This is a genomic window from Neobacillus niacini (assembly GCF_000759675.1).
GTDB lineage: Bacteria > Bacillota > Bacilli > Bacillales > Cytobacillaceae > Neobacillus > Neobacillus niacini_A.
This window is the reverse complement of sequence record NZ_BAWM01000021.1, coordinates 242670-264683: the sequence shown is the minus strand read 5'-3', so window position 1 is coordinate 264683 and position 22014 is coordinate 242670. Positions and strand designations below refer to the sequence as shown.

Sequence of the window (22014 nt, the reverse complement as noted above, 5' to 3'; positions counted from 1 at the left end):
TCCTTCTGATTCTTATTTGTAAGATGTAGCGAGCGCCAATCGTCCATTAGCGCTCGCCCATTATTTTCCTATTTTTTTATTACTGCTTCTTTTGCATTCAAGGAACCGTCAGGTAGCAGGTAAACGCCTTCTAGGTAGTTCTTTTTCCCAGCCATTGTATCTTCAACGATTAGATACGCCCACGGTGCATCTTTCCAAATCAATTCCTGTACTTCAGCGTAAGCTTCTTTACGCTTTTCTGGATCTGCCGTTTGCAGTGCTCCGTTAATCAGCTGATCCGCCTTTTCATTTTGGTAATAGGCTACATTATAAGACTTCGGCGGAATAGAAGTTCCAGCCAGCAATGGACGAATTCCCCAATCTGCATCTCCAGTGGAAGAGGACCAGCCGCCATAGTAGAGGTCGACTTCTGCATCCTTCGCATCCTGAACGGACCAAATCTTATCTGTAAGTGTACCCGCTTCCATAGGTTCAACATTTACTTTGATGCCTACTTGTCCCAATTGTTGTTGCAAAAACTCCATAGCCTTCATTGCATCGGAGTTGTTTGCCCCCCATACAGTTGTTTCAAACCCGTTTTCATAACCAGCTTCTTTTAACAGTTGTTTTGCTTTTTCTGGATTATATGGGTATGGTGTTTGTTTGGAATAGAATTGGAGACCTTCTGGAATAATGGAATCCATTTCGCTTCCATACCCACGGTTTACAACCTTTATGAACGCTTCTTTATTAATCGCGTAGTTAATTGCTTGACGTACCTTAACATCATTAAAAGGCTTCTTTGTCGTGTTCATACTCATATAGCGAGCCACAATGGATGGTTTATTTTCCACAACAATACCGTCTTTTCCATTGAGGGTTTCCGCCTGTTCGGTAGGAACCGGATAAATGAAATCAGCTTCCCCTGTTTGCAGCATCGCTACACGCGCCCCGTTTTCTGGTACGGGCTTAAATTTGATGCCATCAACCTTTGGCAAACCTTTTACCCAGTAGTCTGGATTCTTTTCAACAGTCAAATGGTCACTTTGATCCCACTCCGAAAATTTGAATGGCCCTGTTCCGACAGGGTGCATGGAGACATCTTTCCCGTATTTCTTCAACGCCTCCGGACTGATAATCCTCGCCGCAGGATGGGCAAAGTTATTCAGCATGGCGCCAAACGGTTCTTTTAATGTTACTCTGAAGGTGTACTCATCTACGGCTTCTGCTTTGTCAACGAGTGCAAACATGCTGTATCGTTTTAATTTATTATCCGGATTGGCTACCCGGTCAATGTTTGCCTTTACAGCTTCCGCATTAAACGGGGTGCCATCGTGGAACTTGATTCCCTGCTTCAATTTGAAAGTGAATACTTTTGCATCATCGCTAGCTTCATAGCTCTCTGCCAATACAGGAATCATTTTCATATCTTTGTCGAAGCCAACCAGTCCTTCTAACATCGTTGATTGGATTGAACCGGACAACGTATCATTCGTGTCATGAGGGTCCATGCTTACGAGGTTACTACTGATTGCAATTGTAAGTGAGTTTCCTTCTTTTTTCGCAAGCGGTTGTGCTTCCTGTTTCTTCTCTGTTTTCGGTTTCTGGTTCGCATCAGTCGCACTAGACTTGCCGGAACATCCCGTAAGCACAAGGATTACGACCATTAAACTGGTTAGTAATGCAGTCAGATACTTTCTGTTTAACATTTTGCTTCCTCCTTGGTCATTTTTATTTACAATAGTGCTTTAGCACTTATGCAACGTAAAGGATGGAACTAGTTCACCCACAATTTCATGGCGGGCATTTTTCAGAGCAGGCCGGTAATGATGCATTAAGTTGTTGAGCTGCTCTTCATCTATAAAGCCGAGTTGTCTCAGCGTCTCTAGTGCTGCCGGATAGGCAGCTCGTCCATTTCCATCCTCAATTTTTATCGCGATCCCAATTCCAGTTTCCCTATCCCCAATCAGGTAGACAGCTTCCGCTCCTGCTTTGCCAAATAATCGACCTCTAGATGCTTTCATAAAATCGGTACAGAAGCGACCTGTTCCGCCAACCATCTCCGGATATTTCATCATGGCAGTGGTAATTCGATTCACAACTTTAGCCCGCTCCTCTCCCAAAGAATCTGGGCGAGCCATTCTAGCAAAGGCATAGGCCAATCGTTCAAGTGGCAGTGCATGGACTGGTACGCCACATCCATCTATCCCCATTTCGATCTTTTCAATTGGATAATCAGCCACATTGGAGATCACTTTTAAAATTCTTTGTTGTACCGGATGACTCGGCAAATAGTAATCTTCTAGCGTTTCTCCCATGTGCTTAGCGGTCACTAGCATACCTGTATGCTTGCCGGAGCAATTGTTATATAAAGGTGTAAGTTCCTTGCCCGCCGCTATTAATTTCTTATATGTATCCTGCGCATGGGGAATATGTGTTCCACAATGTAAAGCAGTATCTTCAATGCCTGCTCTCCCAAGTATCGCCAGTACCCGATCGGTATGTTGAGTCTCCCCGCTGTGTGAAGCGCAACATAATGATATATCCGATTCACTCAGCTCATAGAGGTCTGCAGCCCCCGTTTCCACTACCGGAATTGTTTGTAGGGGCTTCATTGAAGACCGGGCATAGGTCACCCGATTGGGATCGCCAAGTGAAAATAACAAATTGCCTTCTGCACTAACGACCGCAATATGCCCAAAATGTGAACTCTCCACCTTTCCCCCACGGTACACATCTACTAGTTTTGAATGCACGCAATATTACACCTCTTTCAAATATTCATATTTTTCAGAATCTATCATCATATTATATTATATCGCAACCTATTTCAACCTATTTTTAGAAGAAGGAAAAGCAATAAATACATAGAATTATAGATAAATAGGTTTGATTAGGAGGGAATAAGTATGAAAGTTTTCATTTCTGCAGACATTGAAGGAGTAGCCGGAGTCGTTCATCGTGAGCACACTGCTCGGGACGGGCGGGAACATGATCGGGCTAGAATGCTGATGACCGAAGAGGTAAACGCATGTATCGAAGGTGCCTTGTCGTGGGGGGCTACAGAAGTTGTCGTGAATGATTCGCATGGAACGATGCGCAATCTGATCCCAGAAGCCATACACCCTGAGGCAGAATATATTACTGGTTCACCGAAAATCCTTGCGATGATGGAGGGGATCAATCCGGAGTTTGATGCAGCTATTTTTTTAGGCTACCACTCCAGAATGGGAAATGACGGTATTTTGAATCATACCTTTCATGGAGGAGTAATCCAGAATATCAGAATCAATCACCGGGACATGGGAGAAATAGCATTGAACGCAGGAATCGCTGGGGTTTTCGGTGTGCCTGTAGTCCTTGTTACAGGATGTCAACACGCAGCCGGCGAAGCTCTGGAATTCATTCCGAATGTCGAAACCGCTATCGTCAAACACACCATCAATCGGCAATCCGCAAAAAACCTAAGCCCACAGAAGGCACGATGCCTGATCAAAGAAAAGACTATTGCATCTCTTTCACGCCTTCCGACGTTTCAGCCTGTCTCATTGCAAGGTCCATTCGAAGTCGAAATCACCTATCTACATCCAGGTCTGGCTGATGCAGCCGGAATTCTGCCGATCGTCGAAAGAGTGAACCAGACAACCCACCGCTTTGAGACTGATGAATTCATTACTGCATTTCGGTATATTCGCAGCCTGATTGCAATAGCGGGAGCACTAAACTAAAGAAATAGTGAAAACTTGAAAGTGCGAGAATTCCTCCTCTTATAGGGTAATTCAAAAATCACTGGATGGGACCTGGCACCCGATTTTGGCATAAAAAAATCTCCTCTTGTTGCTAGAGGAGATTTTCGTATATATCACTTTATGTTATTTTTCGAATCTGCCTTTAAAATCCAATGTGCTGCATTAAACACTGCCTTCTTCAGCTGATTTGTAAATATTAAGTACAAGATCAAGTGCTCTTCTTCTCATATTCTGCGGTAACATAAGGTTCTCTTTCATTCTTGATGGCATCTATGACATCAGCATATAGTGGATTATGACCAAACCCATATACATTCAGAGTATTCCTCCATTATGAAAGCATTTTCGCAATAGCTAAATGACCTTTTCGTTTAGCCCAAGCTAATGGCGTCTGATCATGCAGATGGTACACAAGGGTTGTATTCATGGGTGGAAGATAATATTACAAGACCGTATACCCTGCCTGTATTGATTGCAAAAATTCAAACGGTGATGCGAAGATTACAAAAAACTTCTAAACCTGGTAACGGCTTATTATCCTACCAAGGACATATCAATAACCTTAAACAGCCTCGCTAAAACCTCCAATACTATCTGATACAGAAAAAGAGAATATTCATTATAAAAGGAGGGCAGTTCAATATATGAACTTCCCCCTAATTAATTCCAGAACCTGATTCTCTATCCTTAAGAGTAATTTAAATGCTATTCGTTAGATTTGAACCTTTTACTAAATCGATGCAAAAAAGGAGGTATTTCTTTAAGTAATGGTTTAAATTGTTTAGAGGTTGTAACAAACATATCGATCGTTTCCATAAGCATTTCTAAATCTACGTTTTTAAGAAGATGATCAATCTGATTTAGAATGGTGTGAGTGCTTGTCGCAGGTTCTTTTCTCCTGAAGCCAAAAAACAAATCATCCTTCCGATTTGTTCTACGATCGAAAGATGATTGCTCTTTTTGTTTGGGCAATTCTTGTGAATTATTTTCGCCTTCTTTGTAAATTCCTCGGCCAAATATTAATCTTGAGAATCGGTCAATTTCTCCATACGGTACCTGTTTCTGTTGATTATCATTCTCCACCAATGACTTCTTCTTCCTTTCTTATTCTTTTAGATAAACTATGATTGTTTTTGTATCAGGGTGCGGACAAATCTACAAAGAATAAAAAAAGTCGATTACCCTGTTATTTTAACATCTCTAAATACTGAAATCGGTAGTAATGATTTATGTGCTTTAGTTTTGATTGTATATATTTTTTTACACAGAAACGCTTAGATAAGATATTTCCACGTAGCGTTTGCATTATTGCAATTGCTTTTTTTACTTTTAGAATAGTTAAGTAAACAATAATTAATAGGATGAAAAGGACCACGATTAAAGCAAAAGCAGAACCATGCCCATGACCGTCTGACATAATGTTACACCTCCTCTTGACAGGATATCTTTAAACCAATTAACCCTTTTTCGAATAGATTAGTACATGAATGAAGCCCCTACAATAATAATAAGAAGAATGAATACGATTAATACAAAGCTATTACCGCCATAATAGATTACAAAATATCTTATTCGGAAATCATGAACTAGTTGCTGTTTTATGTACATCATTAAAGGTGTTCCTCTCTCTGGTTTTTATTAGAGCTCACCTTTTGATTTTAAGGTTGGAACTGAAAATAAGTAATTTTCCAATTAAGAGCAACAAATAAACCCCTTTAGATTATCAAAGGGGTTTATTTTTATTCTAGAAAAAAATAATAATTTATTGTTGACCCTCTGTGTAAATTTGAAAGGTTACACCGAACTTGTCCGTTACAATTCCATAAGCAGGGCTAAAAAAAGCTTCCTGCAGCGGCATTTTTACTTGGCCGTCTTGCTGCAAGGATTCAAAAATTTGTTTTGATTTTTCAATATCGTTAACTGAAATACAGATCGTAACTTGATCTCCAGAACGACTGGTTTGACCTGGAAAAGTGTCTGAAAACATGAAGTCGGTTTCACCAACCTTCATCATAGCATGTGCAATCTGTTCCTTTGCTTCTTCTGGTAAAGGGAATTCGGGATTTTCTGGCATTTCTCCAAAAGTTTGGCTAAAAAGGACTTTCGCATCCAATGCTTTTTCGTAAAATTGGATCGCTTCCCTTGCATTTCCGTTCATCATTAAATAGGGGGACATTCGCATTACCATAATTTAACAGATCCTTGGTTCTAACATTACAGAGCACATGTTCTTAAAAAAACATTCATAAATTTTCGCCTCCCCACAACCTGCTATACTAAATATTAGACTACCTGAGAAGGAAAAAGGTTTTGATTCTTTATAAAAGTCTACATCATAATAAAAAAACTCCATCATTATGATGAAGGTAAATAATCTCAGACCAATAAGAAATGGAGGCATGTTAATGTCTATACTACTTCCTCAACACAGACCTTAGAATTTTATTTAGGATTTTGATTATTTTTCCATGGAGGATCACCAAATTTATGGAGCACTTTATTTAACTTATAAATTCCTAGTGGGATTAACAAAGAGAAAACTGCATTTATGAGGATGAGCTTCGAAGGAAGTCTTCCTATTATAAAGTCCCACATGGTATACCTCCTTTATTTTTGGGTTTTTATGATCGTCCCGATACTACGTGCATTGATCTTGGCATTAACGCGTATGTTACTTTTTGAAAAATAATGTGAACCACTCTCCCAATCATTTTTAATGGTTTTCCAACTATCATAGTGTTCTTGATGTAAATAGGAGCCTAATCCTAAAACATCGGCATTATATTCCTTTTGCGTTTTTTCAATCGCTCCAGCTGTTATTTTCTCAATTTCTTTTGCCACTTTTTCTTCCAATTTAGCAACCGTTTTAGGTTCAGATATATGATAATCTCCAAAATCCTCACCCAAATTACCTTCAACCACAACATCAATCGTAAAGTCTATTTGATCTTTATTGGTGACATTCGCATGTATTTTTCTTTTTGTATCACTAATTTCAAATACGACCAATTGACCATCCATAATGACTTCAATAACCCCTCCTTTTAGTTCACCTGTAATAAAATTGACTCCCATTGTTTCCATTCCATTTAAGGCTCCAATCATTTTTTTACTATCTCCTTTAAAAATGGCAGAGCCAGACAAATCTACTTTTTGACCATTCGACTTAATGAAAGGAATGAGGAAGCTGTTGATTCCCAGTAAATATTTATGGACCTTTCCAATATTCACTGGAGGTAATAACTCCCCATTTTTGAAAGCATTATCTGTTATCGAATCAATATACATAACAGGTAATCTCTCTACTTTTGTTCTTGATTCAAAAATATCCTTGCTTGTATCCTTAGTGATCATGATCTTTGTTTCTCGTCGCATTTCATGATCTCGCAAGTAAAAATCTAATACCTCAGGAAGATATCCCTTTTTCGCTACTTCGTCTGAGATTATGATCATCTTAATATGCTGGAAATATGGGGATCGTGCGATTTTTTTCGATATATTACGAACAATTTGAAACATTGTATTACCGCTGGCTGCAACATTTAGAAACGGATCTTGAATTTGACTGGACTCTCCCCCTTTACCTTGTAAAGCACTTGGAACCACAAATTGAAATGTCACCTTAAACCTCTCTTTAGCAATGGAATCCTCGGTCGCCTCTTCCTCATCTCGATCCTCCAAAGTGTCATGATCTGAAGGATCGATACCCACTCCTATCACATATCCACGTTCTTCACTCTCAACCTGATCCCAACAACCAGTTAGAAGTAAACATAAACTGACATATAATAAACCTTTATACATTCCCCTTAACCCCGCTTGTTTTAGCGATAATGAGCAATAGAGAAGGAATAATCATACTAAACACGATACCTAAATAACTGATAAATGATCCAAATTTAGATAATTCATTAAAATCCTGAGGTGCCATCGCAATTATATACATGATTGGTGTTAAGATAAAGATGAACGTTATTCTCTTTATCTTTTTGAAGATTGCACCAAGTGCCAAAAGAGTGACATCAAATGCCATTGCAGCTGTACTGAATAATGTCATAACCCATATCGTGAAGAATATGGATTCAAATCTCTCAAAAAATCCACCTGGTACTTCCACTTGTTTTGCTAATTCTGCTGTTGGGAAATTGAGATTAGCCGTAACTTCTACGCCAAACACACCAATTAATGTAAAAAACACAATCAGATATAAAAGAAAGGCGATGGTAATTCCAATTAGTGAAGCTTTCATAGTCTTTTTCGGTTGATTAATATGCACATTATAAAATAATAAAATCTCAAAGCCTAAGAAAGAGAATACTGTTTCCTTTGAAGCCTTAATGACATCGAACCACCCCGTAATAAAAAAAGGCTTGATATTTCCCATTTCAAATAATCTGATATTAAAAATGATTAAGATTAATATAATAAAAAGGATGATGGGTATAAACATAATATTTAATCGTAATAACGCAGCGCTTGGACCTGCTACTCCATATACAACCACTAACAGAAAAACGAGACAAATGACTTCGACAGGAGTGACATCAAACAGATATAGCTTGGCAATGCTCGCGACCCCCCTCATTTCATAACTAACAAAGAGCATCATATATAAGGCAAATAAAAAGGTGATACCCATTGCAACTGGCTTATTAAAAATGGACTTCGAAATGTCAAAAAGGTTTTTCTTAGGGAATCTTGTAATTAATCGTGCAACCACTCCGGTAAAAATAAGTGCAACTAATGCACCAAGACAAATGGATATCCAGCCATCTATTGATTTTGTGACATCTACAATGGCACGTGGAAGAGTAAGGATCCCAAAACCAATGATCATATTAGCGACCAGGAATATGACTTCCTTTTTTCCAATTTCCTCGTCACCATATTCAAAGGATTTCATGAGCTACTCCCCCTTTGTATCCATACGTTTTTCATCTTCCGTTTGCATAAATTTAGGTCTTCTCGATAACATGATAAGAGGAGCTCGGATAACCAAATCCACTAAATCATGTTTAAAGTTTGGTGAAAATGGCGCTGTGTAAGGCAACCCGAAGCTTTTAAGTCTCGCAAGATGAACATTGATCATTATATACGTTAAAATAATGCCATAAAGACCGAAAATACTTGAAGTAAGCATAGTTACAAAGCGAAGCATCCGAAATGCGATTCCCGCACTATAGGAAGGGACTGCAAAAGAAGCAATCGCAGTAACAGAAACGATTATTACCATAACTGGACTGACAATTCCAGCTTGTACGGCAGATTCACCAATAACCAAGCCGCCAACAATACCAATCGTCTGACCAACCGGCTTTGGTAAGCGAATCCCTGCTTCTCTTAACAGCTCCAACGTAATTTCCATCATGAATGCCTCCATTACTGCTGGAAAAGGTACACCTTCACGTGAAGCAGCGATGGAAAATGCCAGTTTTGACGGAATCATTCCCTGATGAAAGGAAACAAGAGCTATGTATAGTGCTGGAAGAAACAAGGAAATAAAAGCTGCAACATATCTTAATATTCTAATGAGAGAACCGATCATCCAACGTTCATAATAATCCTCTGGCGATTGAATTAAAGCTACAAACGTTACTGGTGCAATTAAGACAAAAGGTGTTCCATCTAAGATAATTACGACTTTTCCTTCTAAAATCGAGGCACAAGCTTTATCAGGTCTTTCCGTATGAAGAATCTGAGGAAAAGGAGACATAAAACTGTCTTCAATCCATTGTTCAATGAACCCAGACTCTGGTGCATCATCCATATCGATTGAATCCAATCTCTTTTTTACTTCCTTGACAATTTCAGGGTGAACAATACCATCGATATAGACTAGGAAAAGATCCTTTTTCGAACGCCTCCCAACCTGAAAGTTTTCAAAACGAAGATTTGGATCGCGAATTTGTCTTCGGATCAGTACTGTATTTGTCCGCACATTTTCAGTAAACCCTTCTCTTGGTCCACGGACTAATGCTTCTGAAACTGGCTCTTCAATTCCTCTGCTTGCCCAACCCTTCGTGCCAATCAGTAATACATCAGTTGTTCCCTCTACAAAAATGGCGGTTTCTCCTGAAAGAACAGCAAACATGACAGCATCGAGCGTTTGAACTTTTTTCAGCTCACCTATTGAGAGGATTTCATTCTCCAGTTCGATTACCAATTCCTTATCATTGTCTGGAATTTCTTTATTTGCTTGCACCATACCAAGTTGAATATTATTAAGAATTTGCGTATTTACAATATCCTTGTCAACTAAGCCATCAATATAAACAATCGCACAACGATGATTAGAATTTCCGATTGTAACGATTCGAATGATAAGATCATTGGGAGAATGCAGCAGCCTTTTAATTTGTTCAATATTTTCCATAAGAGTAGGAAAGATTTGATTTGGATTTTCGTGATTTTGCTTCTTTTGATTTACTTCGTGCGTCATCTGTTGCAGGATTCTTTTTTTTAAAAAGCGAAACATCACATGCATCCCCTCTAAAACGTAAAGTAACCAATTTTTAACACGAATTTTTTTTAGTTTGTGATAAATACTGTAAACTATGCAAAAAAACGCATTTGTAAAGTAAAAATGCGATGTCAAAGAAGATATAAGAAAATTAGGTTTCGAGTGATTTAAACAGTCAGAAAGCAAGTATGCCCAAGACTATGACATGTGTTTCCTTTCTTACAATAAGGATATCCAACATTTCCTCATATTCATTATTTAGCCTCCTCTCTCTAAGTTTCTAATAGATAAAAATTACACCCTTGTCTGTAGACAAGGGTGTTTGATTAATATAGTTGATTTTGGAAATGAGTGGAAACCTCAGAATTTAGTGAAGAGACATTTTAAATATTTTAGAGTATTAAGCATTTAATTTTTCCATCATTTGTTGATCCACTACTTTTTCAAAATCAACTGGTTTATTTAAAGTAATACCCCTGCGATTCATAACTGTAATGATTAATCCTAATTCATAATACATAATCTTAGAAAATATCCCTTTAATTATGTTTTGATTAATTTCATTAAAAAAATCTATTAATACATCAGTAGGTAATTTTTCATAATGAATCATCAGGTACACCTTCCCATACAAATTTCTTATTATGAATTATTTTAAAGGATATTGGAAACACTTTCAATTATATTTCAAAACCTTTTGAATTTTCCCAACAAAAAGACACAAGGCTAAAAATGTACGTGCCATAGCCTATTTTCTAATAGTTTATCGCTTTTCGCTTTTATGAATTTATAGATAGAGTTCCTGTAGTATATTTATAGAAGAAACTCGGTTTTTTTATATTGCTGACTAGCTTACTATCTACCTATTAGTTGGTGGAACACTCTTCGAATACCAGCCTTAAAGCCCTACAACTCTTTAGGGACTATCATATGCGTGAGGTAAACTGGCCCTTTTGTCGAAAACCTACAAGCCTCGTCTATTTTTGTCTCCTTTTATCTTGTTTTATCGAATCTATTCCAAATAAGTTAAAAGATGCTATAATTCAATTCAACTCTACTAGAATCAGTTTACTGAAATTTTACTGAAATTTTACGAGGTGTAATCTGCAATGAGACTAGAACAATGTGAAGCTGCTATAAAAGAGAAAAAAAACGAAATGATTAATTTAGGAATGACAAAAGGACTTCAAAATGAAGAAACCATCCATTGCAGCCAAGAACTAGACAAACTGCTTAATGATTATAATAGGTTATTATTGGACGATAAATATTCTAAACCCCTAAATAATGATATTGACTTTTTCTTTATACTTAATAAACGGGTACATATGATTTTATCGATTCCGTTCAGGTATTTTTTTATTTAGTGGCATTAGTGATATACCTTAACTTAAGTCTTTTGAAAACCATTTCTAAAGGTAATTGGATTAAACAAGGGAATGGATCCATGGCATTCTCTTGTTTTTGTCTACTTTCTTTAGAAAGCCATCAGAACGGTCACCACGGCTTCGTCGTTCCCATGGTTGTTGTTCTTCCCATGGTCTGATCTTCATCAGGATCTTCCCCGGCAGTCAAATCGATTCCGTGAAAACAGGTATATCGCGTGAACCTCCCGATGTATTCTGGACCAACTCACAAATCATTGGTGGATGCGGCGAATGTACAACAAATTCCAATAGATTCTCGTGCACTCTTTCATACGTATATTTTTGAAGGACCATATGCCGGGAATCCAGCTTATTTTGATCAAAATGAAAGTTTTCATAATAGACTTGAATGAGTACGATCAACTTATAAATCTCTTTCTTATTCATCTAAGTTAAAATCCTCCTCAGACATTCTCTTATCACTATCCTGCTTATCCCAATCCAATAATGAATCTACTGCAACACCACATCCTCATGTAATCCAATCTTGACTGTCAAACTTGGGATTATCATTACGGGACTTTCATTAATCAACAACCTGCTCATCCGGATCTCTCCTTTTTTCATTTTATAAAAGGAACCTAGGTACAGCCTTGAAATGCTACAGTCCCCCGAGTGTCTCATGTTCCCTTAACTGGTATAAAGATTTACAAAACCTTAACTTCGGGAAAGCAAGCTTTTAACAATGATTGATTATTCTATTAGTAGTGGGGATAGCATGCGTGGCTATCATGGTATTTGGCGAAGGTGGAGCCGATACTGGTAGATTAATTTTACATAGTTAAAGATTATTAAAAGGAGTGTTCTTCTTGAAAAATCAATTAGTTCAGTACAACGGGAAAAATTATTTTCTTCTTCACCGTTACTCCTCAGATTATTGCGAAATCCAAGATTCAAATTTCCGCTATAATATTCTCCTAGTTCACTACTCCGAACTTTCTTTAAAATCAAATTGATTAATCTGGACACTATTATTTGGGTCAGAATTATTATTTTATATAACGACCTCTATTATAGGACCGTTATCTTTTATGGACCAAGTCCTACAGAAATCGATTAAATCTCCAGCAAACCCTTTATACGCATACTTAATAAAACTAAAAAAACTCCCCCGCGGAATGTTCCGGGGAGGAGATTGCTGTTACATCGTTACTGATATTGAAGTAGACGGAAAGAGGCCGGGTTACTACGAATGAACCGGCCTCTTGTTATACAGCTATCTTCAAATTAATTGGTGGGGAAAAAAGCCGTCAGAACCGTCCCCCTGGCATACTATAAATTAAGGTCTAAAGTATATACTTCCTGACCGTCAACCAATAACTTTCCATCCAAAATGGTAAATTTCTTACTAAGGGAAAAGGATCCATGTTGGTAATCTTGAACATAAGCAATTTCATAATCACCATCTGGAAGCCGGGACTGATAAAAGCCATTTTGAATCCAAATATTTTCCCCCATTCCCCCAGTTTGACCTATCGAGTTGACGCCCATGTAACCTTGTATGAGCGGTTCTCCACCATAATAAACGTTTCCTGTAAAATTAATAGGAGGAACCTCGATCGCTAGTTCTTCTTTCTGTTCTCCGTTAACATATATCACACCAGAAACAATGCTAAATTCTATAAAAGGATTGAACGAGGTCCCATCAATTAGCGTTACATAGTAAACCCGATAATTTCCATCCTTCAAACGGGATTGAAATTTGCCTTCTTCATTTGCTTGGACCCAGATAGAATGTGGATAATCCAAATTCCCCCGTTCCATAATGGATATACCTCCACTAACCGGGTTCCCGGAATCAGAAAGGGCCCCTTTTAACGTAACAGGGGGAACCGAAATTTCTAGAGTTTCCTGTAGCTGCCCATTAACATATAGTTGGCCGGATACGACCTGAAACTCGATTTCAGGACTATATGCTCCACCGTCCTGAAGATAGACATTACTTACCCTATAAGTTCCATCCGGCAGGCGGGAATGAAATTGACCTTCTTCATTTGCCCAAGCCATTAACTGTATTGGGTTGTCAGCATCGTACATTTCCGTAATGTTAATCTGCCCAGCAAGTGGGTCCCCCGATTCTATCAAAATTCCTTTTAACGTAACAGGCGGAATGGATATCTCAAGAGAGTCTTGTAATTGACCGTCTACATTTAATTGACCCGAAACGATACTGAATTCTTTTTCTGTACGGAATTCTGTTCTGTCGTCCAGATGAACACTAGACACTTTATAATCGCCATCCGGCAGGCGGAAGTTGAATCTGCCTTCTTCATCTGATCTTCCCCAAAATGTTAGAGGATATCCATCATTGTTAGTTTGCGAGATAGATAGGCTACCAGTAATAGGGTTCCCTGATTCTGTCAAAATTCCGGTTAAGGTAACAGCGGGAACAGAAATCTCTAAAAGATCCTGAAGCTGCCCATTGACGTAGGTTTTTCCATCAAGGATTGAAAAATCCTGATTAATCGTTACCGATGTTTCATCCTCAAGCTGAACATTGCTAAATATATAGTCACCATCTGATAGCCGCAATTTGAACGTTCCATCCGGATTTAAGCTTCGTCCGCTGCAAAAGCTTTGGTCATTAGAACAAACCATGTAGGAACCAAACGTTACTGCCTGGTCACCTTCCTTAACAATGCCATGTAAACTAATTGGAGGTACCTGTAATTCTAGTAACTCTCGTTTTTCGCCATCAACAAATAACTGGCCATTGATGATTTCAAACTTAGTTGAGGCCCGGAACTCCTCTTGTCCATCTAATAGAGAACCGTTCCTCACTTCATAGGATCCATCCTTCAGCCGTAACGAAAAGATTCCTTTGTCATCTGTTACAGCATGGTACCATTCATAATTTTCAACATTTTGGATATCAACTCGACCTTGTACAGCCGTTCCTGAATCGATCAATTTTCCGGAAAGAGAAATCGGCTGTAGTTCAATGGTTAACGTCGATAAGACCTGACCATTTTGAACAAGTTGCCCTTCACGGATTTCGAAAGGAACGTCCACACGTGTATTACGTAACTCCTCATTAATCTCAATTATTTTATACTGTCCATCCTTCAGCCTGTATTGCAGCTCCCCTTTGGAGTCCACGACGGCATAATACATGTTATATTCTCCGCCGTCAGCTGTTTCTCCCTCGAACGTGATATTTCCATTAGAAATAGGCTTATTGCCATCCATGATGGTACCTTGTACGTTCACATCAGGAACCATCAATTTAACTAATTCAGTCTTTTGCCCGTTAATATAAATATCCCCATCCACCACTTCAAACGTAATGTGTTTCCGCGATGAGTATGTATCGTGATAGACACTTAGGGAATACAATCCGTCCGACAGTGCCCTTAAAGAAAATGTCCCTTGTTTATTCGTAATAACTTCCTGGATAAATTCATCGTATTCATTTCCTTGTTTCTCTAATACGATGTTTGCTCCAGACAATGGTTTGGAGGAATCCGCTAGTTTTCCTGCATATTTGTCGATTGGGACATTAATAGCCAGATGGTCTTCAGGTTCGCCATCTACTAATACTATTCCGCCTTCAATTTTGAAACTTAACGCATATATATAAATGCCCCCATCAACTTCTATTCCATTAAGGGAATAGTCTCCGTCAGGAAGTGAAGCCGAAAAGCTTCCATCACCCTTTGATGATACGGTATAAACATCGGCCACATATCCATTGTTATCCTTTAAGAAGACCAAGTCAGCTTTTAGTCCTTTGCTTCCTTCCTTGATCACACCATTCAAATTACCAGATTGGGCTAAAGGCTTCTTGCCATGTTTTTTTTCAGAAAGATTAATTTCTCCCTGAATTTTCCCTTCTTCCACTACAAAACTTTCATTTGTACCATAGATATTAAAACTGCTGCTTGCAATTCCTTTAATAGCGTAAGTACCATCTGTTAATTTGGTCTTAAATGTTCCGGAAGCATCTGTTCTTGTTTGGATCCAATTTGACTTTCCTTTTTCCTGAATCATAACAAGAACATTTTCTACGGGTGCTCCATTATCTTTAATGGTTGCATGTACCGCTGGTTTTGTTGAATCCGTACCATGGACTTCGGCTCCCCCTTTACCAATAATATGGGAAGCATGTACATTTCCAATTGTAAAGCTCATAAAAACTACCAATAACAAAAACAAATACAGCCCCTTTTTAACCATTCATATTCCTCCATTTTTTATCTAGGTAGAAATAGCAGTCCTCCAAAACTATTACAATCCCAGATAATTGTATTCGACTTTAATCGAGTTTTTCCTTGTAATTTTTTACATTTTTTCGAACTATTTAAAGAAACCTCTACTATTTTTGAAAAGGGAACCTTGTCTAGTGCTGAACCTTTGTCTGTCTTGAAATGTTGTTTTTCATTCTTTACCAGGTTCCGTGATTTTCCACATAGAGTACACAATTCTGTAACAACTTTCTTCAATTGACCATGTCCTTTTGCCCTCTAGATTCCTATATAGAGGGTAGAAAGGGTGGTGCATTTTTATGAATTTAAAATCAGGCAGCATTGAAGGATTTGAACGGTATTCTCAGTTTAAAAGTGTGAAGGAGTTCAATACGCATGTGGAGATGTGGTTGGCGGTGAAGAAGCAGGAGTTCTCAAAGGGGGAGCTTATCGGTTTGAAACGGCTGGTTCGTTTTTCTGTAAAAGTACCAGGAGTTTCAAATGCAAAGGTTGGAACTTTGCTAAAAGCGATTAATGATGAGTATCAAGGTAACGGAATCTCCCGCTCTACCTTTAAACGGATGATCATCAAAGCCAGAGAATTCGGAATCCTCACCATTTATGAAACAGAACGGATAAATGGATCACAGTCTAGCAACCTATATTGCTTTAATCGTTTTCCTGCAAGTGAACCACCCAAAGTGAAAAAAATGGACCAGCCTAAAGAAACTAATAATCCTTTAAAAACTAATATTAAAAAGAATAGTAAACGTAACGAAGCGCCGATTGAGTTAGATAACACTTTTGTTAGTGATAAAGTTCCACAAGCATTTGTCCAGCTCGTAAAATACTTCTTTTCCGATGCGAAGACGATTGAAGAATACTGGCATATGGTCCAAATCGCTGCTTTTCGATTTGAATGTGATAAAGAAAAAGAGGATGTTCTTGCTATCGCCATTCAGTCCTTTAAGCAGCTGATTCGTAAACTGAAATCTACCAAGTTAGTAGTAAAACCTATTGCCTTCTTTTATGGGATCTTAACCAACAAATTAAAAGAGTTCTATCTCGAACAATTGCTTGAAAATCAATATGAGAGCAAGCCGTTACGTTATGCGCACAAGACAGGCGAAGTCATGTACTATGATTGGCTGCACATGGAAGCATAATTTTTAGAATTGAACGGTACATAGACGAAATTGCAGTCATATTCACCCTAGTTTCGACAAAGTCTGCTAACAATATTTCCAATCAATCATTTGATTAAAACTGCCCTAAACCCTTTTAAAAAACAAACTTTGGGTTGTTTTCAAGAAATTTTTATGTCGAGGATTAGATCCATTTGTAAGGCAAGGTTTCAGAACTTTTATCTTACTAAAAATAAAGCGCAATGTTCTGAAAAAATAAACATTTACAAAGTTTCCTGCATACCATGTAATCCATATAAGATTACTTGGTTTTAGGGAGGATTGAATTTGAAAAAATTAATTATTTTTTCAGCAATTGGTTTTTTAGCACAGCTAGTCGATGGTTCCTTGGGAATGGGATTTGGAGCAACATCCTCCTCATTACTATTAATGTTTGGGATAGCACCTGCAGCGGCCTCTGCTTCGATTCATATGGCTGAAATTGCTACAACTGCCGCATCTGGAGCATCACACCTATGGTTTAAAAATGTAGATAAAAGAATTTTATGGAAACTAACCATCCCTGGTGCGGTTAGTGCGTTTATAGGGGCGGCTTTTCTTAGCAGTCTGCCTGGTGATAAAATCAAACCGTTTATCTCTGTTTTTTTAATATTTTTAGGGTTGTATATTCTAATCCGTTTTCTATTTTTCAACCATTTACCATCTAAGAATCAAGGGTCAACCTTTTCAAGTAAATTCTTAACTCCACTTGGTATAGCGGGCGGCTTCTTTGATGCGGTTGGAGGCGGAGGATGGGGTCCCATCACCGCTCCCGTATTGATTGCAAGAAATGGGATTTCCCCTAAAAAAGTGATTGGAACAGTAGATACAAGTGAATTTGCCATTGCTGTATCAGCGACTTTAGGATTCATCTTGTTTCTAGGAGTGGAACAGTATCAATGGCAATGGGTCATAGCGTTTATGATTGGCGGAGTGATTGCGGCACCTATAGCAGCTTGGCTTGTAAGAATCGTTCCTTCCTATATGTTAGGGGTGCTAGTGGGGGGATTTATTATCCTTACCAATTCAATGACAATTATTAAAACCGTCGCATTACCAGTTTCTTTGGCGACGCTAGCTTATGTTCTAATTATCGGATTATGGACCGTTGCTATTATATATCAATTAAAGAATCGGAAACGTTTTATAGCTGTTGATCAATAAGCAGCAACGGAACCTATAAAATTATCTGCAAGTTGGATGAACACTGTCATATTAATGGCAGCTTTTCTTTTTGTAGCCGTAGGATCGAATGTACCACCCATCTCTTTATGGGTTTATTAAGAAAAACCTAACTTACGTGCCGATTTGAAATTTACGTGCCTAAGCGATTCCACCATCACCAAAATTCACATGGATGATACCTCTCACTACAAAAACTCCGTTAAAAAAGCACCATATTGCCTGTTTCCTTTGCATGGGTTTCTGCTTTTTTTAATAGGAAAGCAGAAACTATCGCCAAAAAGGCTAGGACTCCAAAAAGGACAATAAATTGTTCTGCCAACTCAACCAATCCTTTGCCGTTAAGCACTAAATCACGAAAAATTTCAAGGACATAGGTTAATGGGAAGATCAGAGCAATCATTTTCCCCCATAATGGAAAGGCAAGAACGGGTATCCTTACACCTGAGAAAAATTGCATCGGTTCTTCAAAGATGGTAAACAGAATCCCCGCATCACGTGAGAATAGAAATACAATGTTAAGAAACCCACCCCAGACAATAGCCGATACGCTCAGTAATCCTAATCCTAAAGGTACATTCCACCAATGAATATCTCCAGCATTACCTGTAACCACCAGAACGAATAGAGTGAACCCAGTAAAAAGCCATACAGCTTCCAGAAGATTACCTGCAGCTCGTGAAAACATAACTACTATACGTGAAACAGGAGTCAAAAAAATCAGTTCAAGTGTTCCGGCTTGTCGTTCATATGACATTCCCCAAGCCGATTGAACAAGGCTCCAAAAAAAGATATATCCTAAATAGCCCGTTAATAGAAACATCGTAATTTGGTCAACGTCCATGTAAGCAGAAAGTGGACTTGAATCTGATAAGTTAAATGGTTTAAAAGAATAATAGGATGTTACAAATAAAAGCGCTGGCCAGATTAGCAGTGAAAAGTAAATGAGTTTATTATGAAAGTTATGTTGGTGACTTTTTATAGTCTCTGCTACTAGAATTGAAAGGAGCTTCATGCCAATTTCTCCTTTGCTAATGTTAGAATAGCATCCTCTAGACGAGGACGTTTCAGTTCAAGCTTTTGAATGGCCACTGATTCTTTAATGCAAACACTAATGATTAATGCTGTCGGATCAAAAGGAGCAATAATTTGCATTTCCGAAGAATCCCCTTGTTCAGAGAATTCAATGGAACAGCCTGTAAGACTTTGTTTGATTCTATTTTGCTGGGAAGTAGATAAAGCGCTGCTTTCTATTTTCACATGATAATTCTTTACGACTGATGCAGTAATATTTTCAGGAGTATCATGCAAAATTAAAGAACCTTTTTCGATGATATATACTCGGTCACAAAGTTCTTCTACCTCTTTAAGATAATGACTGGTAAGTAGGATTCCCTTCCCCTGATTTTTTGCTAAACTTTTAACCATTTCTCTAAGTTGTTTCGCAACTGGAGCATCGAGTCCAAGTGTTGGCTCATCTAAAAATAAATACTTTGGGTTATTAATGAGTCCACGGGCTATATGCAGCCTTTGCTTCATTCCTTTTGAATACAATTCTACTGGCGTATTAGAAGCTTCTGTCAACCCTACTTCCTCTAATAAATTTTGAATTTGATCCTCCAACACACCTCCTGATAATCCGTATAGCTTACCAAAGTAGCGGAGGTTTTGTGCTCCGGTCAAACGCCAGTACAACATTCTTTCGCCACCAGCAATCATGTTAACCATACTTTTGACCTTTATTGCATCCTTAACAGCATCGAGGCCATCAATAGTGATTTTTCCTGCTGATGGATTTAACAGAGTGCTCAGCATTTTAATCGTAGTTGTTTTACCAGCACCGTTTAAGCCTAGTAATCCAACGATCTCTCCTTCACCAATCGTTAAATTAAGTCCCTTTACAGCATTGACTTTCTCCTTTTCAGAGCGAAAAAAGTTTATCTTTTTCTTCACAGTATAGACTTTTCCGAGATTCTTAGCTTCTATCATAAAAATCAACACTCCTTATCCAAAATGCTTTTCTAATACGTACTTTTCCATTCTCTTTATAAAAAAAGTACCAATTGGAAAATAGATGATTCCTAGAATGATCATTTTCCATAGGTAAGGGAGGATATCGGAAAGTGATTTTCCTTCGATCCAAACCAACCTTAATGCATCCACCCCATAGGTAAGAGGCATAATCGTTCCAATCCACCTTACCGCCTCTGGAAGAAAATGGGCTGGGAACGTAATACTACAAACTAACCCCATCAAGACAAACAGGGTGTTTTGTGTAATATAGGTATCTCTGAAATAGAGCATAAATGAACCGAGCACGAGCGCCTGACTAAAGGTAGAAACAATCAAAACAAACAGAACGATAATGACACTAAGCCAATTAATATTTTGTAAATGAAGTCCAAAAAAATAACCAGTAACCGTAATGACTGCGAATTCAATACCTACACGAGTTAATCCTTGCGCCACATAACCAAGAAAATATCCTTTTCTGGAGGAAGGGGTTAGAAGCAGGGCTTCGAGAGTACCTTCTCTTAGTTCCGTGATAATCGCTCTACTTGCAATCATTAAGAGGGATACTGAAAAGGAATAGAGTAGTCCTCCTAATATCACATAGGAAAGATAATCATCCGTGCCCGCATAGGTAGAAAAGCTTACTGACAAATCTTTTTTGAAAACGTAAAAGTAAGTTAAATAGGCAAAGATGATGATGTAAAAACCGCTTAATATATGACCTAAAAAGAATGACCAAGGAAATGCCCGTTTCATCACGAGATAATTACGCTGAAACGTAGCAGAAAAGGCTAACCACATTATTTTTCCTCCTTATGGCCAATAAAAGGCTGATCAAAAAATTGGTTAAGGTCGACCTTTAATTGGTCCAACGTTTTTTCGTTTGCTTTATAAAATACAAAATATCCATGCCGTTCTCCCTTAATAAGATTTGCTTTCTCTAAAATCTTTAAGTGTTTAGAAATCGTAGCTTTTGCCAAACCTGTTGACTCTGTTAATTGCTGTGTGCAATAGGAATAATGATAGAGCAATTTAAGGATCTGCAGGCGTGACCGATCACTTAAAGCAGAAAGGATCGTTAATAAATCCTCTGGAACGGCATCTTCTATATTCTCGTCTGGAAGAGGTACCTGTAAATAAACAATGATTTCTGGGACTTCCATTCCAACAAGCAGATGAGGTGCTATAAAACTAGATGGATAAATCGTTAACCTAGTAATCTCTTCATATTGAAAGACCCATGTTTCTGCTTTGTAGAACTTTAACGTCCTGGCATCTAGCTTGAACCGGGGATGGACCGAATTCATGGCGTTCATAGGATTCTCTTCAAATTCATTCTTTATTTCATGAACCGCTTTGATTAACCATGGTTCAACCCGGAACAATTCTCTAGAGAAATACTCTTGGTGATAACAATAAAGAAAGTCACAAAGCATTTCTCGATAGTATCCTGGCTTTGAACGAACTTCCATTTCATTTGCAGTCCATTCGCTTAAAGACAAATTAGCCCGATTTCCTAGTAATAAAGAGAGAAACTCCTTTTCACTTAGTAGTTTCATTCGTTCAATGACCTCTTCAACATGTTTTTCCTCATACTGAAGAACATCAACTAAATCAAGAAAGTTTAACCATTCATTACTTAACTCACCAAAGAAACAGCACGTCTCCCATAAAGAAGGTGACATGTTACATTTTATTTTTTCCACCCATTCTAGCCTCGTCAGGTGATGGGAGGGATTATTCAAAACATGTAAACTGGTCATGAGCTCACGAAACGGCGAGTAAATAAAGCGTACATGTTTTGATAACCATTGATTTACATTTTCCATACCAATC

At 38.1% G+C, this 22014-nt stretch carries 20 protein-coding genes and 1 pseudogene; 4 read left to right on the top strand and 17 right to left on the bottom strand.

Annotated features, from left to right (window positions below):
• Positions 1 to 68: 68 nt before the first annotated feature.
• Both gsiB and TR08_RS13920 read right to left on the bottom strand, forming a co-directional pair.
• Entirely contained in the window at positions 69 to 1688 is a 1620-nt protein-coding gene (gene gsiB / locus TR08_RS13925; protein ID WP_045519017.1) for a glutathione ABC transporter substrate-binding protein GsiB, read from the bottom strand.
• A 39-nt stretch (positions 1689 to 1727) separates the two neighbouring features.
• Positions 1728 to 2735 (bottom strand): asparaginase, encoded by a 1008-nt coding sequence (locus TR08_RS13920; protein WP_045519015.1) that lies wholly within the window; start codon positions 2733 to 2735, stop codon positions 1728 to 1730.
• 153 nt (positions 2736 to 2888) lie between these two features.
• On the opposite strand from TR08_RS13920, the gene TR08_RS13915 reads away from it, so the two are divergent.
• Positions 2889 to 3707 (top strand): M55 family metallopeptidase, encoded by an 819-nt coding sequence (locus tag TR08_RS13915; protein WP_045519013.1) that lies wholly within the window; start codon positions 2889 to 2891, stop codon positions 3705 to 3707.
• A gap of 726 nt (positions 3708 to 4433) precedes the next feature.
• Here the strand turns inward: TR08_RS13915 and TR08_RS13910 are convergent.
• The 8 genes and pseudogenes from TR08_RS13910 to TR08_RS13880 form a co-directional block, all read right to left on the bottom strand.
• Positions 4434 to 4814, bottom strand: coding sequence for a hypothetical protein (locus TR08_RS13910; protein ID WP_045519011.1), 381 nt, complete (start codon positions 4812 to 4814; stop codon positions 4434 to 4436).
• Positions 4815 to 5073: 259 nt separating this feature from the next.
• Positions 5074 to 5145 (bottom strand): annotated as a pseudogene (locus tag TR08_RS33940) (YjcZ family sporulation protein); the annotation flags it as partial.
• 59 nt (positions 5146 to 5204) lie between these two features.
• Entirely contained in the window at positions 5205 to 5336 is a 132-nt protein-coding gene (locus TR08_RS31985; RefSeq protein ID WP_152597426.1) for a YjcZ family sporulation protein, read from the bottom strand.
• A gap of 154 nt (positions 5337 to 5490) precedes the next feature.
• The gene (locus tag TR08_RS13900; protein WP_045519007.1) at positions 5491 to 5916 is read right to left on the bottom strand and encodes a VOC family protein; all 426 of its coding nucleotides are present in this window, start codon (positions 5914 to 5916) and stop codon (positions 5491 to 5493) included.
• A 419-nt stretch (positions 5917 to 6335) separates the two neighbouring features.
• Positions 6336 to 7532: a Ger(x)C family spore germination protein gene (locus tag TR08_RS13895; RefSeq protein WP_045519003.1), complete on the bottom strand. Its 1197-nt coding sequence runs from the start codon at positions 7530 to 7532 to the stop codon at positions 6336 to 6338.
• Entirely contained in the window at positions 7525 to 8631 is a 1107-nt protein-coding gene (locus TR08_RS13890) for a GerAB/ArcD/ProY family transporter (RefSeq protein WP_045519002.1), read from the bottom strand. Before TR08_RS13890 ends, TR08_RS13895 begins: the two co-directional genes overlap by 8 nt.
• Positions 8632 to 8634: 3 nt before the next feature.
• Entirely contained in the window at positions 8635 to 10203 is a 1569-nt protein-coding gene (locus TR08_RS13885) for a spore germination protein (RefSeq protein ID WP_152597422.1), read from the bottom strand.
• Positions 10204 to 10588: 385 nt separating this feature from the next.
• Positions 10589 to 10801 (bottom strand): hypothetical protein, encoded by a 213-nt coding sequence (locus tag TR08_RS13880; protein ID WP_045519000.1) that lies wholly within the window; start codon positions 10799 to 10801, stop codon positions 10589 to 10591.
• A gap of 496 nt (positions 10802 to 11297) precedes the next feature.
• Between TR08_RS13880 and TR08_RS13875 the strand changes: the two genes are divergently transcribed.
• Positions 11298 to 11555 (top strand): aspartyl-phosphate phosphatase Spo0E family protein, encoded by a 258-nt coding sequence (locus TR08_RS13875; RefSeq protein ID WP_045518999.1) that lies wholly within the window; start codon positions 11298 to 11300, stop codon positions 11553 to 11555.
• Between the two features lie 60 nt (positions 11556 to 11615).
• Here TR08_RS13875 and TR08_RS33605 read toward each other — a convergent pair whose 3' ends face one another.
• The 3 genes from TR08_RS33605 to TR08_RS13865 all read right to left on the bottom strand — a co-directional run bounded on the left by TR08_RS33605 (position 11616) and on the right by TR08_RS13865 (position 15791).
• A complete protein-coding gene (locus tag TR08_RS33605) occupies positions 11616 to 11741 on the bottom strand; it encodes a hypothetical protein (RefSeq protein WP_274521010.1) in 126 nt (41 codons plus the stop codon).
• Between the two features lie 18 nt (positions 11742 to 11759).
• Positions 11760 to 12002, bottom strand: coding sequence for a hypothetical protein (locus TR08_RS13870; protein ID WP_052427461.1), 243 nt, complete (start codon positions 12000 to 12002; stop codon positions 11760 to 11762).
• An 885-nt stretch (positions 12003 to 12887) separates the two neighbouring features.
• The gene (locus TR08_RS13865; RefSeq protein WP_045518997.1) at positions 12888 to 15791 is read right to left on the bottom strand and encodes a carboxypeptidase-like regulatory domain-containing protein; all 2904 of its coding nucleotides are present in this window, start codon (positions 15789 to 15791) and stop codon (positions 12888 to 12890) included.
• 328 nt (positions 15792 to 16119) lie between these two features.
• Between TR08_RS13865 and TR08_RS13855 the strand changes: the two genes are divergently transcribed.
• Both TR08_RS13855 and TR08_RS13850 read left to right on the top strand, forming a co-directional pair.
• On the top strand, positions 16120 to 16965 hold the full coding sequence (locus tag TR08_RS13855) for a hypothetical protein (RefSeq protein WP_238579138.1): 846 nt from the start codon (positions 16120 to 16122) through the stop codon (positions 16963 to 16965).
• Between the two features lie 306 nt (positions 16966 to 17271).
• Positions 17272 to 18147, top strand: a complete 876-nt coding sequence (locus tag TR08_RS13850; protein WP_045518994.1) for a sulfite exporter TauE/SafE family protein — start codon at positions 17272 to 17274, stop codon at positions 18145 to 18147.
• Positions 18148 to 18367: 220 nt separating this feature from the next.
• Here TR08_RS13850 and TR08_RS13845 read toward each other — a convergent pair whose 3' ends face one another.
• From TR08_RS13845 to TR08_RS13830, 4 genes are read right to left on the bottom strand one after another with little or no spacing between them, the layout of a single operon-like run.
• The gene (locus TR08_RS13845; protein WP_045518993.1) at positions 18368 to 19180 is read right to left on the bottom strand and encodes an ABC transporter permease; all 813 of its coding nucleotides are present in this window, start codon (positions 19178 to 19180) and stop codon (positions 18368 to 18370) included.
• A complete protein-coding gene (locus TR08_RS13840) occupies positions 19177 to 20154 on the bottom strand; it encodes an ABC transporter ATP-binding protein (RefSeq protein WP_045518992.1) in 978 nt (325 codons plus the stop codon). The genes TR08_RS13845 and TR08_RS13840 overlap by 4 nt, the downstream gene beginning before the upstream one ends.
• Before the next feature lie 15 nt (positions 20155 to 20169).
• Positions 20170 to 20979, bottom strand: coding sequence for an ABC transporter permease (locus tag TR08_RS13835; RefSeq protein WP_045518991.1), 810 nt, complete (start codon positions 20977 to 20979; stop codon positions 20170 to 20172).
• Entirely contained in the window at positions 20979 to 22007 is a 1029-nt protein-coding gene (locus TR08_RS13830) for an ArsR/SmtB family transcription factor (protein WP_045518990.1), read from the bottom strand. The genes TR08_RS13835 and TR08_RS13830 overlap by 1 nt, the downstream gene beginning before the upstream one ends.
• Between the last annotated feature and the right edge of the window lie 7 nt (positions 22008 to 22014).